At 35.3% G+C, this 16,006-nt stretch carries 9 protein-coding genes; 1 reads left to right on the forward strand and 8 read right to left on the reverse strand.

What is annotated here, in order from left to right; genetic code table 11:
- The 7 genes from FA045_RS03695 to FA045_RS03725 form a co-directional block, all read right to left on the reverse strand.
- Positions 1 to 3,093: a DUF6298 domain-containing protein gene (locus FA045_RS03695; RefSeq protein WP_225871267.1), complete on the reverse strand. Its 3,093-nt coding sequence runs from the start codon at positions 3,091 to 3,093 to the stop codon at positions 1 to 3.
- A gap of 355 nt (positions 3,094 to 3,448) precedes the next feature.
- Positions 3,449 to 5,101 carry a pectate lyase family protein gene (locus FA045_RS03700; RefSeq protein ID WP_136874601.1) on the reverse strand — a complete coding sequence of 551 codons (1,653 nt, stop codon included), beginning with the start codon at positions 5,099 to 5,101 and terminating at the stop codon, positions 3,449 to 3,451.
- Positions 5,102 to 5,455: 354 nt separating this feature from the next.
- Positions 5,456 to 6,421, reverse strand: a complete 966-nt coding sequence (locus FA045_RS03705; protein WP_136874603.1) for a hypothetical protein — start codon at positions 6,419 to 6,421, stop codon at positions 5,456 to 5,458.
- Between the two features lie 47 nt (positions 6,422 to 6,468).
- Positions 6,469 to 8,328, reverse strand: coding sequence for a RagB/SusD family nutrient uptake outer membrane protein (locus tag FA045_RS03710; protein ID WP_136874605.1), 1,860 nt, complete (start codon positions 8,326 to 8,328; stop codon positions 6,469 to 6,471).
- Between the two features lie 10 nt (positions 8,329 to 8,338).
- Complete coding sequence (locus FA045_RS03715; RefSeq protein ID WP_136874608.1) at positions 8,339 to 11,494, reverse strand: SusC/RagA family TonB-linked outer membrane protein; 3,156 nt, start codon at positions 11,492 to 11,494, stop codon at positions 8,339 to 8,341.
- 41 nt (positions 11,495 to 11,535) lie between these two features.
- The gene (locus tag FA045_RS03720; RefSeq protein ID WP_136874610.1) at positions 11,536 to 12,222 is read right to left on the reverse strand and encodes a DUF3826 domain-containing protein; all 687 of its coding nucleotides are present in this window, start codon (positions 12,220 to 12,222) and stop codon (positions 11,536 to 11,538) included.
- Positions 12,223 to 12,239: 17 nt separating this feature from the next.
- A complete protein-coding gene (locus tag FA045_RS03725; protein ID WP_225871268.1) occupies positions 12,240 to 13,871 on the reverse strand; it encodes a fucose isomerase in 1,632 nt (543 codons plus the stop codon).
- Between the two features lie 229 nt (positions 13,872 to 14,100).
- On the opposite strand from FA045_RS03725, the gene FA045_RS03730 reads away from it, so the two are divergent.
- Positions 14,101 to 14,970, forward strand: coding sequence for an AraC family transcriptional regulator (locus tag FA045_RS03730; RefSeq protein ID WP_136874612.1), 870 nt, complete (start codon positions 14,101 to 14,103; stop codon positions 14,968 to 14,970).
- A gap of 95 nt (positions 14,971 to 15,065) precedes the next feature.
- Here FA045_RS03730 and FA045_RS03735 read toward each other — a convergent pair whose 3' ends face one another.
- Positions 15,066 to 15,998, reverse strand: a complete 933-nt coding sequence (locus tag FA045_RS03735) for a dihydrodipicolinate synthase family protein (protein ID WP_136874614.1) — start codon at positions 15,996 to 15,998, stop codon at positions 15,066 to 15,068.
- Between the last annotated feature and the right edge of the window lie 8 nt (positions 15,999 to 16,006).

Consider the following 16,006-nt stretch of genomic DNA (forward strand, 5'->3'; position numbering starts at 1 on the left):
TTATATTTTGTTAAGGATGATCACTTCATCACCATTGCCAACTTTGTTGATTTTTAACTCCGAACCTGCATTAATTTTCATTTCTTTTAACACCGAATTGTTTTTTAAATCTAAAATTTGCGTAGTAAAACTTCCTTTATATTTAGTTAAATCTAAGGTGAAGGCATCCGCCGATGCGTTATAAAGAATGTATGCTTTGCCGGCATTTTGCAAGCCATATTGCATTTTATTTGCATTAGGTAAAAACGGTTGCATGGTAGCTGCAGTATTTAAAAGGGTATTGTTTGCCACATTGCTAAGTGAGCCACCTGCTAATAAAATAGCCCAACCGTAACTTGGGTAATTATCTGCCGAATAAATTACTGCCTTATCAGGAAACTGAGTTCTGTATTCTGAAACGGCTCGATAAACTTGCTCAAATGAAGTTTTACCGTTTTTCATTATACGAGCATGTTGCCGAGGTGCCAAGTTTTGTCCGCCTTTTGGTGCATACGCTTTTCCATCTGCTTGGTAATGCCAATACCTGATATCAATCAAATCAACAACATCTGCCCTGCTTGGGTCTGCTAAAATTGCATCTTGTACATCTTTAGTAACACTTAAACCAATTATTGGATGTTTACCTGTTTCCTTTTTCCACTCTTTAATGGTGTCAATCCAGAATTGCACAAAGTGAAGTGGACCAGTAAATTCTGCGCTGATGAGTTGAATTACACCATTGTTATCGTTAAAGTTTTCTAAACATTTATAGATATATGCCTTGTGTAATTTCCTTCTTGCTGGATCATTGACATCATAAAACTGCTCTGCCATAAAAATTCTTTTATCGCCTGCATAAGGTACAGGTTCTGGGAAACCTGTGCCGTTGATGTTATTTGCTGTACGCCACGGAAAGTCTGCATAATGAGCTCCAGCTTCAATAATATTATGTTGAAAATAGTTTTGATGGATTAATACCAATCCTTTTTGATCGACTAAATCGGCAAATTGCTTTAATCTATCCCAATACCAAAGGTTGTATTTAGTTAAATCATATTTACTTAAACCATCCCAAGCTAATTCTTTTCCGCTACGGGCAAATGGCAATTCGTAAAATGGCGCCCAAACATCGCCATCCATACGGCGAATACGCTCATGATCATCTCTTCTCCTATCGTACCACAGTCCGTAATTGTGTTCTAAAACTTTGGTAGAACTGGCTTTCATCAAATCTGTATTTACCTCCAAATTATCTGTTAAGCCTTTTCCTTCTCTATTCGGTACAAAACGAGTAATATGAGCTTTGCTGTTTTTGATACCGATAGATTTTGTATTTCCACTCCACCATTGCACATCTTGTCGGTTGCCTGCTACTAGCGAATTGCCACGAATTAACCAACCATTTTTGATAGTCATTGCTGCAGCAAATTCTGGTTTTTCAACTTTAGCTAAGCCAATGGCATCTATAGTTTTTGCATCGTTTTTATCAAGTGTAATTGGGTTTCTTTCAGGTGCTTTATCAATAAACTCAAGTAAAGTTAAAGCAGGTTGCTCTGCTAATTTAGTCAATTTTGTTGCTACATCTACTTGTGGACTGCTTGATGCTTCGGTTTCAACTGGCAATACAATATTTCTTTGATCTGCTTCGTTACCAATTCTATCTTTTAGCTGAGCGTAATATAAACTACGCGGTTGAATTTGCTCATTAGACATATCCCAATGACCATTGCCAGCAAATTGTGCCCATGTACCAAATGCCCAATTTTGCGCTGTTGGTGGCTGATAATTATCAACCCTTGCAGCTGTACTTTGCCAAAAAACACTATTTGCAGCTGCCCAACCAGCTCCCTGTCCGTCTTGTCCACGGTTCATGAAACTTAAGGCATTTCCATCAACATTTACAATATCAAACAATGTTCCGCTCGACCAGCTATCAATTGCGCCGCTAAAACTGTAAGGTAATTTTGATTCGCATTGCACAAAAGCATTCGGGCCAGCTGCGCAAAAGCCAACAGCAAAATCATGGAAACCATATTCGGCGTAAATTCTTTGAAAAAGCGTTTGTTGACCAACGGTGTAAAATGTATTTCTGCGTTCGCCACCAATTTCTGATATTGGATTTAATGATTTACAATCTTCAACAGTAATTCTTTTACCTGTTTCGGCGATGTAAACTGCAGAACCAGCAAAATGCTGAAATACAATTTGACGAGCCCATGCATCTTGCACATTTTCAAAAGATATGCCATTCCAGCGATGGTATTCATCTTTGATGTTCTCTGTGTTGTAAACAGATTGTAGTTTTAGGTTTTCAACACCAGATTGGCTAATTCTTCCATCCCATTGGTATTTAGCAATTGTTGCTCCACCAAATTTTTGGTCTAAAGCAGTTGTAATTGGCGCATCAATTGTAATTGTGTTTCCAGCAATGCTGATAATTTTTCTATCCCACAAAACATCTCTTGTTCCTGGTTTCCAACCAAGCGAACTTTCGCCACCTCCAAATTCAAAAGTTTTTAATGTTTCAATCCATTCTTTAGTAGATGGACGATGAATGGTTATCCGATCGCCAACTTTTAAGGTTGATGCATTCGCAACCGTAAATTTCATTGCATTTACAGGCACATATTTATCCGTAATTTGGATTGGTCCTTGTTCAATTTTATCGGCTTTGCCAGAAATTCTAATTACCCCAATACGATCTAAACCAGAAGCTAAAATTGTGGTTCCGTTAGTTGAAAATCCTTCGCCTCTAATTACAACTCCAGATTGTTCAATTTTTAAAATTCCAGAAACCTGATGTATGCCTTTCTCTAATAAAACTGCTCCACGCAAACCATCTTTCCCGATAGATAATTTAGCAACATAATTAATGGCAGATTGAATTCTTAATGTTGCATCGCCCTCTTTTATGGGTACACTTATTTTTACTGATGCAGTTGGAAGAGGTTTTTCGCCAGCCATGTAACCACTGTAAGAAAAATCAGGTATTCGATTGCCTAAACTATCTGGTGTGTAAGCTAATTTGCCATCGCTACCTTTAAAAATAGGTTTTGGTGGGATGATTTTTTTTTGGGCTGAGGAAAAAAATGAAAACGAAAGAAGCATTGCCATAACTGACAATATTCTATAAATATATTTTCGATTAGTTTTTAGCATTTAATTCTCTCATTTTGTGATGTTTAATATGAAGTGCTTGCAAATTTTTGTTTGTGTGGCATCTCCTTATTTACCTCACCCTATCAACGTTTGGGTTAAAAGCAATTCCTTTGCTTTCCCTCTCCTTGAGGAGAGGGATTATCTGACAGTACAAAAACCACCTACATTGATAGGGTGAGGCTTAGTAAGCCAAATTTACCTTTTCATTAATTATTTTTAAATTTCAACAAAATCATCCAATTTTAGCTATCTCATTTACATTGGTTTTCTGAACAATTTTAACAGGCAGTACCTCGCAATGACGGAAAGATTATGGCTTTACCGATGCAATTGGAACCACACTGTTTAAATATACTTCAATATTTGCATAACCGCTTTTAGAAATTTTTACAGCATCTGCAGGGTCTTTTGAATTTAAACCATTTTTAGTTTCATAAGCATCTGGCATACCATCATTATCAGTATCTACATAAGGCGTTCCTTTATACTCTGGGTAACCACCAACCTGACTGATATCAGTAATGATACCTTGTTTATATGAATCCTTTGCCAAACGGCGATGTTCGAAATCTTTTTCAGGTAGTTTAACACCTTCGATATAATCTATTTTACCAGTTTGTACTTGTTTGATAACTCTAATATCAACAGGATCTCTTTTTGGTAAATTAGCACCTACGTTTTTAAGCACATAATCTTTCGCTTGTAAGGTTGGCATTAAAGTAATTTTAGCCATTGGAAAAGGTTTAGCCGAACGCATTGCAGCAAAATAAGGCTGAGATTGTTCATAAGTCATCAACTCGCCTTTTTTATCCTCTACTTGTACGCCACCATTCCAATTGTCTTTGGTTACTTTTTCGTTGCCTTCTATAATATTACCATTTACATAGGCTCTACCATAAACAACATAAGGCAATTTACTTCTACCAGATTCTGGCTTTAAAATACGGTAACTAATTGGTTCTTTTAAATTAGTAACTGGTCCGGGTTTGTAATAATTATTGATGATATTATACAATGCAGTATAATCACCACCATCTGTAGACCTATTGTTCCAATTAAAAATTACATTGTTGGCGAAGTTAAAAACACCATTCCATCCTATTGATGGATTTCTTGCACCATTATCTGCCCAAAGGTTGCGCATAAACGTACAATTTTCTCCGCCTAATGTACTACCAAAAGCATGGTTCCAAGTATCTAAAGCTTCAGAAAAAATAGAATTTTGTATGGTGATATTTACAGTAGCTAATTTATCTTCAATTTTGCCTGTACTGTCATTGTACATGTGGCGGTACATCGACATGTTTTCGTCTAATCCCCAACTTGCAGAAACGTGATCTATCATGATATTTCCTACAGGATTACCACCAATGGCATCATCTCTTCTGCCTACAAAAGTTTCACCTCTTCTAAAACGCATAAAACGAACCACTACATCATGGGTATTGATCCAAACTGATTCGCCTGCAATACAAACGCCATCTCCAGGTGCTGTTTGACCAGCAATGGTAATATACGGTGCACGAATAACCAATGGCGTTTTAATACGGATGATACCAGAAACGTTGAAAACCACAATTCTAGCTCCACCTTGTTCGCAAGCTTCACGTAATGAACCCGGACCACTATCATTTAAGTTTTTAACAACGATAACTTTTCCGCCTCTACCACCAAAACTATATGCACCACCACCTTCGGCACCTGGAAAAGCCAATAATTCTGATTGTGGTAAATCTGTTGGTCGGCCAGCCCAAGGCACATAAGGTTTACCTTGTTTAGCTTCTTGCGCAATAATTATTTTAGCTTTTTCCCAAGCAACATCAGACTGTTTTCTGGCTTCAGCCATCATATCATCTGACACTTTTTGAACATCAGCAGGAATTTTAGGGTATTGAGCCTGAGCGAAATTTGTAACTAGTGCTACAGATGCTAACGTTAAAAGGCTAAGAAATTTAATTTTCATATTGATTTGTTCATAGGTTATCGTTAAAAACCTACATCCAAGGATTAGTTCGAATGTTGTTTTTGATATAACCGAGTAATTTATATTGGTTAGATTGTGTATTATATCTCAAAAATAATGGCTGTATATGGCTTATTTATCTATCATCTTCTCAAAAGATTATAACATATTGCCATTTGGCCAATTTTAGCGTAACAATAGTATTTCATTGCAAATGCAAGATAACAATTAAAGCTTAAATTATTTATATATAAATGTAACATTTCCAAATAAAAAAAGGGATGCTTTCGCATCCCTTTTACAAAAATATACTAAAACTAAAATTTTTAAATTACTTAAGAATTCATTTAAAATCTATTTTTGGATTTTAACGCTTACATTTATATAAGGTCTTCCCTCGTAATCAGAAGTAACTGCATTAATATATAACATACCGTATTTACCTTCTTGAGTAAGAAAAAACACTCCATTACCACCATTTAATCCATTTGCTAAAAGTGTAGCGTTTGTTTGATCAAGATTAATTGTACGAGCTTTTGCTAATGTTTCAATAGTAGAACCAGACACTGCACTTGTTAAAAATGCATTAGCTTGACCAGTTACTGGGGCACTAAATTTGGTTGTTCTTTTTGGGTTGAAACCACTAATATCAAAAGCTGGAATTGGGTTGGTAGCAGAACTCAAAGAATAAAGGTTAAGCACAACAGAAACAACCGAAGGAGTAGAATTTGAAGCTAATCTTGCAAAGATTCCAAAATCAATTTTTGCAGCATTCTGAGCTGCATTTGTGTAACTGTAGCCCGAAGCATCAGTTAAAGAGAAAAAACTAGGCACTGTCCCTTCAGGATTTGGTAGATAAATATTTCTATTTGCATAAATCATATAACTGGGATTAACCTCTACAGTTACATTTTTCTTGCCATCACCTATAAATATACCTTTTTGGTTTAGTGCATAAATACGGTAAGATGATTTACCATCGCGGTTCATAGTTAGTTTTAAGATATTTGAAAAACTTCTACGTTTGGTTTCATCTGTAATTGGATAAGTAATGCGTTGAGGCTGCTGTGTTCCAGAAGAAGTTTCTACTACATAAGAGTACACATCTTCATTTGCAGAATTAATAGTAAAATCAATCCATACTTCATCTTTATCATTTACCAATTTATAATCCGTAACACAACGAGGATCACTATTGTTATAAGTTACCGTAACATCGGTAAACATGGTAAATATATTTTCAGATTCCTTTTTGCAAGAAGCGAATATGAACACGCTCAATGCAAAGAGAAATAACTTTTGAATATTTTTTGTTTTCATTTTTATATTTTTTGAGTCAGAAAATCTGAGTTTGAAATTTCTAAATATTAATCTAATGGATCAAATAAACCACCGGCCCAACCCACAGTTGGAAGTATATCTGAACCGAAATTCACAAAATCATTATGGAAAGTGTAAAAATAATGGAATTCAGGAATATTATATGGCAAATAAGTAGTGTTAGTAACCGTAACATTCCTAAAATAGGTTTGATAAGTTGCTTTGTTATTCACATTAATAGTTTCTCTGAACATCACACCATTTGTAGAAGCTTCTAATGTTGCCTTATTGGCTGTAGAAACTAAAGCTATCTCTAATTTAGACATATTTCCAGTTAATAAATGCATTGTACGAGATCTTCTTAAATCTGCATTGCGTTTATTTTCAAAGGCAAACTCAATTTGTCTTTCATTTAAAATTAAATTACGCATAGCTGATGTGCTGCTTGCTAAACCTAATCCATAATCAGAATCCCCAGCGACAACACCTGCTCTCATTCTAATTGTTCTCACCATATTTTTAGCTTCACCTATATTACCTGTTTCATTTAAGCAATCTGCATAGTTTAACATTACCTCGGCAAACCTCATTTCAATCCAATCCATTCCACTTCCACCACCTGTACCATTTGAATAAGCCACATTACCTGATGTTAAACTTGGTGTAGCAAAACGTTTAACATATACTGCGTTACCAGTGGTTTCACCAACAGCGGTGTTGTAAGTCCATTGTTTTCTTGTCGCATTACCACTTAATGGATAGACACTTCCATTTGTAGCAAATGTTGCTTCAAATCTCGGATCACGGTTTTGCCAGAACATCACTGCATCATAAGGAAAAGCAGTAGATGTATTTAAAGGCTTCCCATCTCTCATAGGATAAGCATCTAACATTTTAGTTGTTGGGACATAAAAATTGCTATACGAACCTCCTTCTGATAAAGGTCTCACACGACGTTCTCCATCATGACCTCTATTTGGAATTGTATTTGAATAGGTTCTCACTAAAATTGCTTCAGTATTTGTGCTTCCTTCTGTGCGAAATATATCTAAATAATTAGGCATTAATCTCTTGCCAGCTGCAAAACATAAATCATACGCTTCTTTATTTGCAGCTAAAGCCTCTGTCCATCTCGATGCTTGATATGGATGTTTAGGATCATTAGTAGGATTAAATTGTGGACTAGCCCAATACAATAAAACTTTTGCCTTTAAACAGGCTGCAATTAATTTTGTAATTTTACCTCTTCCATCACCATCTGAAGGATTAAACCCTTCTAACATGGTCATTGATGTATTTAAATCGTTTATGATTGCCGCGAAACATTCTCTTGCGCTTTTTCTACCACCATTATAAACAGTAGTTGGGGTTTGTGGCTCTAGAGGAAGTGGAACACCACCATATACCTTAACCAATTCAAAATAAGTAAAAGCTCTTAAGGCATGATATTGACCTAATAACTGACGCTGAACAGCAGTTGCTATAGTTCCTTTGGGGATATTGGCAATGGCATCATTGCATCTAGCAATATCCCAATATTTATTGTTACCAGGATTACCACCATAGGTATTGCCAGTAAATCTTACATCATTATTACCTAAAATACCTTCTAGACCCAATGCAGCTCTTGCATTGGCATCGCCACTAGGTAAATAATTTTCATCGCTAGCAAAATGTACACCGTATCTATCTGGCGTCAATTGCATAGGGAATGGAATGATTGTTACATCATATACCCTATTCAAATGAAGTTGAACAGAACCTTCTGAATCCCAAATTGCTTCATCAATACCTTCGGTGTCTTCAAGAAAGAAAAACTCATCTTTATTTACACAGGCAGAAACACAAGCTACTAAAGTTAGTATTACTGCAGCCTTTTTTATATTGTTTTTTAATTGCTTAATCATTTTTCAAAAATTATAAGTTAACACTTAATCCTAAAGAAATTGTTCTCAACATCGGGTAATCGTAAGCACTCGAAGTGTAAGGATCTTTGTATGGAAGTGGGTTTACAATGGTCCATAAATTATTTCCAGTTAATAGCAACCTCGCGCCACTTAAACCAATTTTTTTAGCAAATGTTGCTGGTGCTCTATAACTTAAGGTCATCGTGTTGATACGGATCATCGTACCATCTTCTGCCCAAAAATCGGAGTTCCTAGTTAAAGATGGGTCATCAAATCGTGGAAATCTTCCTTCATTCGGGTTTTCAGGTGTCCAACGATCTTGCCATAGTGTTAAGACATTTCTAGTTGCAGAAGGGGCAATTCTTGCTCTACCATCGTAATATACTTGACCTCCAAAACGGGCATTAATATTGGTGTTTAATGCGAAATTTTTATACGAAAAATTTAATGAAATACCAGATGAGAAAAATGCATTTGTATTATCGAACATTGGCAACATATCACTATCAGAAATTACACCATCATTATTGGAATCTTCAAAATAAAGCCAACCTGGTTGAGGAATACGGTCATATAATCTATAGTTAGGATATTTTGCCATCCAAGCATCAACCTCTCCCTGTGTTCTAAACATCCCAATGGTTTTTAATCCGATATTACTTGAAGAATAAACTCTTGGATCGGTTCCGAATTGCGTTTGCCAATCAGGAGCAACGTTGTTGATTAAATTTCCTTGAGCATAAAGTACTTGGTCAACAACAGAGTTACCATAACCAAAGTTCATACTAGCACTCAGTTTTAGATCTGATGTTAGATTAGCTCTATAACCGATGCTAAACTCAGAACCCCAGTTATAAGTCTCTCTATAATTGATAACAGCAGCTGGGTTACCAAAATATTGAGGATAAAGATTATTCCCACCCAAATCAAAAGCATCATAATTATAATTTCTGAACACCTCAACACTGAAATCTAATTTATTATCAAACATCGATGTTTCTAAACCAAGGTTGTAGGTAAGTTTTCTCTCCCAAGTAATATCTGGGTTTGCTAAACGCGAACGATTTAAACTATTTTGGTTTGAGTTGCCATATAAATAACCATTAGTAACATCGATTAAGAATCTATTTTGCCATAAACGTTGTGCAACCCTATCATCGCCCGTAATACCTACATTTAATTTCAACTTCGCAAAATTAATAAAGCTTAAAAACTTCGAATCTTTAAAGAATTTTTCTTGACTGGCTACCCAACCAAGACCTACACTTGGAGCTAAACCCCAGCGATTTCCAGTAGCAAAATTTGACGAAGCATCTAAACGGCTGATTACCTCTAATAAATATTTTTTATCAAAATCATAATTAAAACGACCAAAAAATGAACGTTTAGAAACTGCATTCCTTGTAAAATCTTGGCGAGCTAATGTAGTTGCATCAAACGCCCAATACTGGTCTATTTCTGGAATGAGTTGATTAGTATAGCGAACACCTAAATTTTGTAAATTTCCTTCGCTTTGCTCACCACCCACTAATAAATCAAATGAATGTTTAGCAATGATTTTTGCATATTGCAACGTTATAAAGCCCTGATAACTATTATTTTCAGATACTCTTGGGGTTATACTTGCATTTTGCGGGGTTACTACATTAAAAACATTAGATGTTGAAGATGTATTGATAAACTGATCTGTAAATAATTGTTGATTATTACCTTGTCTTACGAAATTATAGGTTTGATAAGGTGGCACATATTGTGTGTTTTTTCCCGATCCACTTGCTTGAGAAACTTGAACTCTAGCTGTAAAGCCTTTTAAAAAGGTTGGTTGGTAGGTTAAACTTGTATTAATACGATATCCTTTTGTAGAACTGTTCTGATAATAGCCAGATTCTAATATTGCTCTAGGATTAAGCGCACCATCATAATTTACATTAAAACCATTAAGTGTCATTGGTACCCATCTTGGTGTACTTACAATCCTTTCAAAAAAATTAGCATCATTGTCTGAAGTACTGTGTTGTGCAGTTCTTTGGTTAAAATCAACATTAAAGCCTACATCAGCCTTTAATCCATTGGCAAGTGTTGCTGTTAAACCACTTCTAAATCCATACCTATCATTTGTTAATCCAGCATAATTTGCGTTCTCATTCTGAAAACTTCCCCCAGCAAAAAATGTAATTTTATCATTACCACCAGAAATACCTACGTTATGTCTTTGCATTAAAGCTGCCTGCCAAACTTCATCATACCAGCTTTTGTAATTTAAATTACTAATAACATCTAAATCGGCGGGTAAGAAAAAACTAGATAATGGTGCATTACTAATACGATAAGTGTCATTTAATAAGTTAGCGTGTTCCAATCCAGATAACATTTCAGGTTCCATTGCAGAATCAGATAAGCCTAGATAACCGTTATAAGTAATACCAATTTTACCAACCTTACCTCTTTTAGTTGTAACTAAAACGACCCCTTTTGCACCTGCAGCACCATAAATTGCAGCTGAAGCATCCTTTAAAAAGGAAATATTTTCAACCATTGATGCATCGATATTATCAAAATCATCTCGTGTTACCGTAATTCCATCAACCACATAAAGCGGCTCAGATGTTCCTCCAACATTTTGTCCAGCTAAAGACCCCGAAACTGATGAATTACGTATGTTTAATGTAATTGGTGAACCTGGGCGACCAGAAGTTTGATCAACACCTACACCAGCTATTCTATTTCTCATTGCACCAGCAATATTTGGAGATGGAATGTCTTGAAGTTCTTCTCCTGAAATAATAGCTACAGATCCTAAAGTTTCAGAGCGTTTTTTTGTGCCATAACCAACGTTAATCACAACTTCAGTTAATTCTTGACTATCCGCAGCCATCGTAACATCAATTTTGGTTTTTGTTCCTACTGGAATTTGTTGCCTAACGTAACCCACATAAGAGAAAACTAATACATCAGCATCAGAATTAACTTGTATAGTATACACACCTTGTGCGTTTGTACTTACGTTACTGGGCATTCCCCTTAACGCAACGTTTACTCCAGGAATTGGCCCTGAAGCATCGGATACTGTTCCCGTTATCCTTCGCACTTGCGCAAACAAAATTGTGCTTGTGCTTAGCATTAACAGCAAGAACAATGAAATTTTTTGTAAAATTTTTGAGTTCATAATTTATTAATTTGGTTAGTGAGTATTCGTAATATAATTGTCTAATCTACTTTGTTCGCATTTTTATTTGCTTCTTGAGCAGCTTTTATTCTTTTTTGCCACTCAATGCCTTCCTTTTTTAAATCGTAACCTTGGGCAGATAAGTAGTTGTTTATTCTGCCTTTATATTTACCAAAAGTTGCATGTTTTTTATCTGCTGATTCTGCATCCATCGCTTTTTCTCTAGCTTCGGTTAACCAAACTAAGATTTGCTTTTTTTGCTCGGCTGTTAGATTTAATAATTGTTCTTGGTAAGCTCTATAGGTTAAAGGCACAACACCATAAGTCATCCCATCTTTTACTTTTTCTATTTGCGCTGTATTTAATTGTGTAGCTAAATTTTTAAGGTATTTTTGATGAAGTTTTGCTAAAGAAGCTTCTACTTTTCTATTTTCCTGAGCTATTAAGGTGTCTTGTAAAATCTTGTTGTCTTTATTAGTTTCTTTAGTGGCTTTGTATTTTGCATCACGAGCGGCGTAAACATCGTTTAAGCTACTGTATTGATCTCTGATAATTCCAGTAACCTTTTCAGCTTTTTTTGCCTCATTAATTCCTAATACAGCGGTGATTTTGCCTGCTCTCTCTGTAATTACTTTAACGTAAGTTTCTCTTTCGCTGGGAGATTGCTTTTGCGCAAACGTATTAGTAACGTTTATTAAAATAAATAGCAGGATATAAAAGGTTCTCATTTTTCGTTAAAGTTAAATTAATTTTTCTTTTTGATTAGGTTTACCTCACCACAAAAATGAACTGTAATACCTAATTCATCTAAAGCTGCTGCTTTAATTCTACAAGCTTCATGTGCACTTGCTTCATAATTGGCATATACCACCTGAATATGATTAGCTTTGTGTCTTGCCATCATTTGGTCTCTGCTAATGCCTTTTAATACGGCGTGCATAATAGGCCATTCTGATGTGGTTTCATTCCATCTCCTTTGTGTTTCATCATCGGGTAGGGCTACAACTTCTCCTACACCTAAATCGCAGTGTAATTTTCCTTCGCAAACATATATTCTGCTCCAAACAATAAAACCTGGTTTGCTTATTCCTTTTAATGAACCGCCACCTAATCTAAAATACATGGCTGGTTGTCTTTCGCTACTAGCACCTGCATAACCATCAATAAAATGAGCTGGCGGTGCTGCACCAGAAATTAAAAATACCCAAACAAAATCATTAATATGTTGGTCTTTGTAGTTTTCTCCCCAACGAATATCATGCAAAGTATTTTCGCCAGACATGCCTAGCTCATTCCATAGTTGATAAGTTACCAAGCCATCTAATCCAGCACACTCATCCACTTCGTTAAAATGAGGTAATGCTTTTTTAGCAAAAAGTTCTTTTCCTTGTAGCGAATATACTGGTGGTCTATCTTGATTATTCAATAAACCTTCTACTAAATCGCTGGCAACAGTTAAATCTTTTAAACCTTGTTGATATTGAATACCGATGGTATCGCAACTAAATTCATCCGCTATGCGAACGGCTGCAATGTACATTTTGCATTGCGCTAAAGTTTGGCTTTTAGTTAACTCGGATTCTTCATTGGTTCCCCAATTAAACTGCATACCTTTTTTTAACAACCATTGCAAAATAGCTTCTGCTTCTTGATCTGTAACTTGTAACATGGCAGCATATAAGCCAGATTGACTTAGACGTTCTTTAAAAAAACCGGTTTGGTGTAAAAGTTCATCGGGAATAATGGCATTGTACATACCCATGCAACCTTCATCAAAAACACCCATTATTACTTTTCGCTCTCTTAAGTTACGGGCAAAAGTTCTACCCTTTTTATCATCGGTTAATGGTATTTTACTTAACGCAAAACTTTTTACATGACTTTGATCATAACTTATTTTACCAGTAGCAAGCCATTCTTGCAAACCATCTGTGAAAAAATCATCATCAAAATTTTCGCTCCACAGCGTGCTGTAAGTTACTTGAGCTTTAGTTAAACAACCATTTAAATTTAACATACCCACTAAGCCCGGCCATTGGCCACTCCAGTTTGCTACTGTTAAAATTGGACCTTTATGGGTTAACAAACCAGCTAATACATGATGTGAATATTGCCAAACACTTTCGGCAACAATTAATGGCTGATTTGGATCGATCTTACGAAATACATCCATACCCATTCTTTGCGAATCGATAAAGCCATGTTTTTTTGTGGTGTTGTAAGGATGAGCACGCTTAACAGTCCAGCCAAATTTCTCAATTGCAGCTGTTAAATTTTGTTCCATTTGAGCTTGAGCAGCCCAGCAATTTTGATTTGCCGAAAGCCTTAAATCTCCGCTAGAAACTAATAGAATTTGTCCTTGTACACCCGGTTTCATAATTCATTACTGAACAAACAATTTATATAAAAAGAGTTTGTAGGTTTTATATTTGGTTATCGCCTATGGGGCTATATACAAAACTCAACAAACAAAAACGCTATTTACTCTAAATTTTTATCCAATTAATATAGGATATTATCATAAATGAACCTATCTTTAGGCATTGCCTGATAGAAACTTAGCAAAATTATAGAACCGATTTTTTTTCAATTTTTCAATTTTTTAGATGAAACCTCATTTTCACAAAGTTCCGATTACCTTACAAAGTTCGTTTAGTATTAGGCATGATATTAAACCAGATTTTGGTAATGTTTGGCACTATCATCCTGAGTTAGAATTGCATTACAATGTTAAGGGAGAAGGGGTAAGATTTATCGGCGATAACATCAGTAATTTTGCTGCTGATGAGATGGTTTTATTAGGCGAAAATTTACCACATACTTGGCGTTGTAAAGATGAATATTTTCAGAATAATCCAGATTTGAATGTAGAAGCAATGGTGATCCATTTTTTGCCAGACTGTTTAGGTAAACATTTATTAAGCTTACCAGAGGCTTATCTAATTCCGAAATTGTACGAAAAAGCAAAAAGCGGAATGATTATTTACGGCAAAACGAAAGTTTCTTTAGCAAAGCTGATGGAAAAGGCGGTACATGCCACTAATTTAGAACGGATTATTATCCTCTTAACTATCTTAAAAACCTTAGCAGAAACTGATGAATTTGAACTGATTACGAGCAAAAGTACATTTTATCAATCTAACGAATCGGAAACTTTGAGGATCAATAAAATTTGTACTTATACGCTAACAAATTATAAAAACGACATTACTTTAGAAGAAGTTGCTTCATTAAGTAACTTGAGTATCACTTCATTTTGCAGGTATTTTAAACTCATGACTAAAAAAACCTATTACGATTTTTTAATCGAAATTCGCGTTAGTCATGCTTGTAGGTTTTTGATTGAAAACAAGTTACCAACCGAGATGATTTGCTTTAATTGTGGATTTAACAATGTATCTAACTTTTACAGGCATTTTAAAAAGGTAACAGGTTTAACCCCTTTAGATTACAAGAGGAAGTATTTGAATGAGTAATGCCTCACCCCAACCCTCTCCAAAGGAGAGGGAGTAATTCAAACTAAATATTGAAACATAAACTCTTTATCGCAAGACTCTTTACGCCCTACTTCTTAAATAATCACCTTAATATTAAAATCATTTAGCAAAGCAGTATAATCTGTATATAAACTTTCTATCTCTTTCACTATTTTAGGTGTAAATGTTCCAACTTCCCTTCGGGTAAATGTTGTTATATTTAAACCTCTTTTTTGAAGAAAATATTTAGATACTATCGGATAAACATTGTGCATTACATCCATATTATCAATGATGAATTGTTGTACAACTTCAACTTCTGCAGCTAAACTATCATCGTTATAATGATCGCATAACCAAACAATTAGTTCTGGAAAATAATTACCTTGTATGCACGATAAACCTGCAGAACCTGCTTTAAGCGAATCTACAGCATGAGCCATGTAAGCATCGTACAAACCAAATTTATAATCTTGCGTTAAAGCCAATTTTTCTTTAATCTGATTTAAATCTAAACTTGTATCCTTGTGGTAAATAACTCGGTTTGTAGCTACAAATTGTTGCAGTTGTTTTGGCTTAATTACCTTTTTGTAGGGTACTGGGCATTCGTAAAAACCTAATGGAATTTGATCAGTCTGAACTAACAATTCGAACACATTTTTTTCAAAAATCTCATCGCTGTCTTTTTCATCCGCAAGTAAACTAGTAATTGCAATTACTGCTTCTACCCCACTTTCTTTAACTCGTTTTACAAAATCTGCTTGTTTGGTAATTTCTCCGCCAAATGTTCCAGTTGCTATCACTGGCACTTCGCCGCCAACTACATTTATCACATGTTTAATTGCTTGTAATCGCTCTATATCAGACAATTCGAACATTTCACTAGATAAACAATTGGCGAATAATCCTGCTGCTCCTGCCTGCAAATAAACCTCTGTTAATTGGGTTAAAGCGGCATAATCTATACTTCCATTGCTCGAAAAGGGCGTGAGCATTACCGGGATGAACCCCTTTGTTGAGTTTTCCATTATTTTAA

It is taken from the genome of Pedobacter cryotolerans (genome assembly GCF_005116475.1).
Lineage (GTDB): Bacteria > Bacteroidota > Bacteroidia > Sphingobacteriales > Sphingobacteriaceae > Pedobacter > Pedobacter cryotolerans.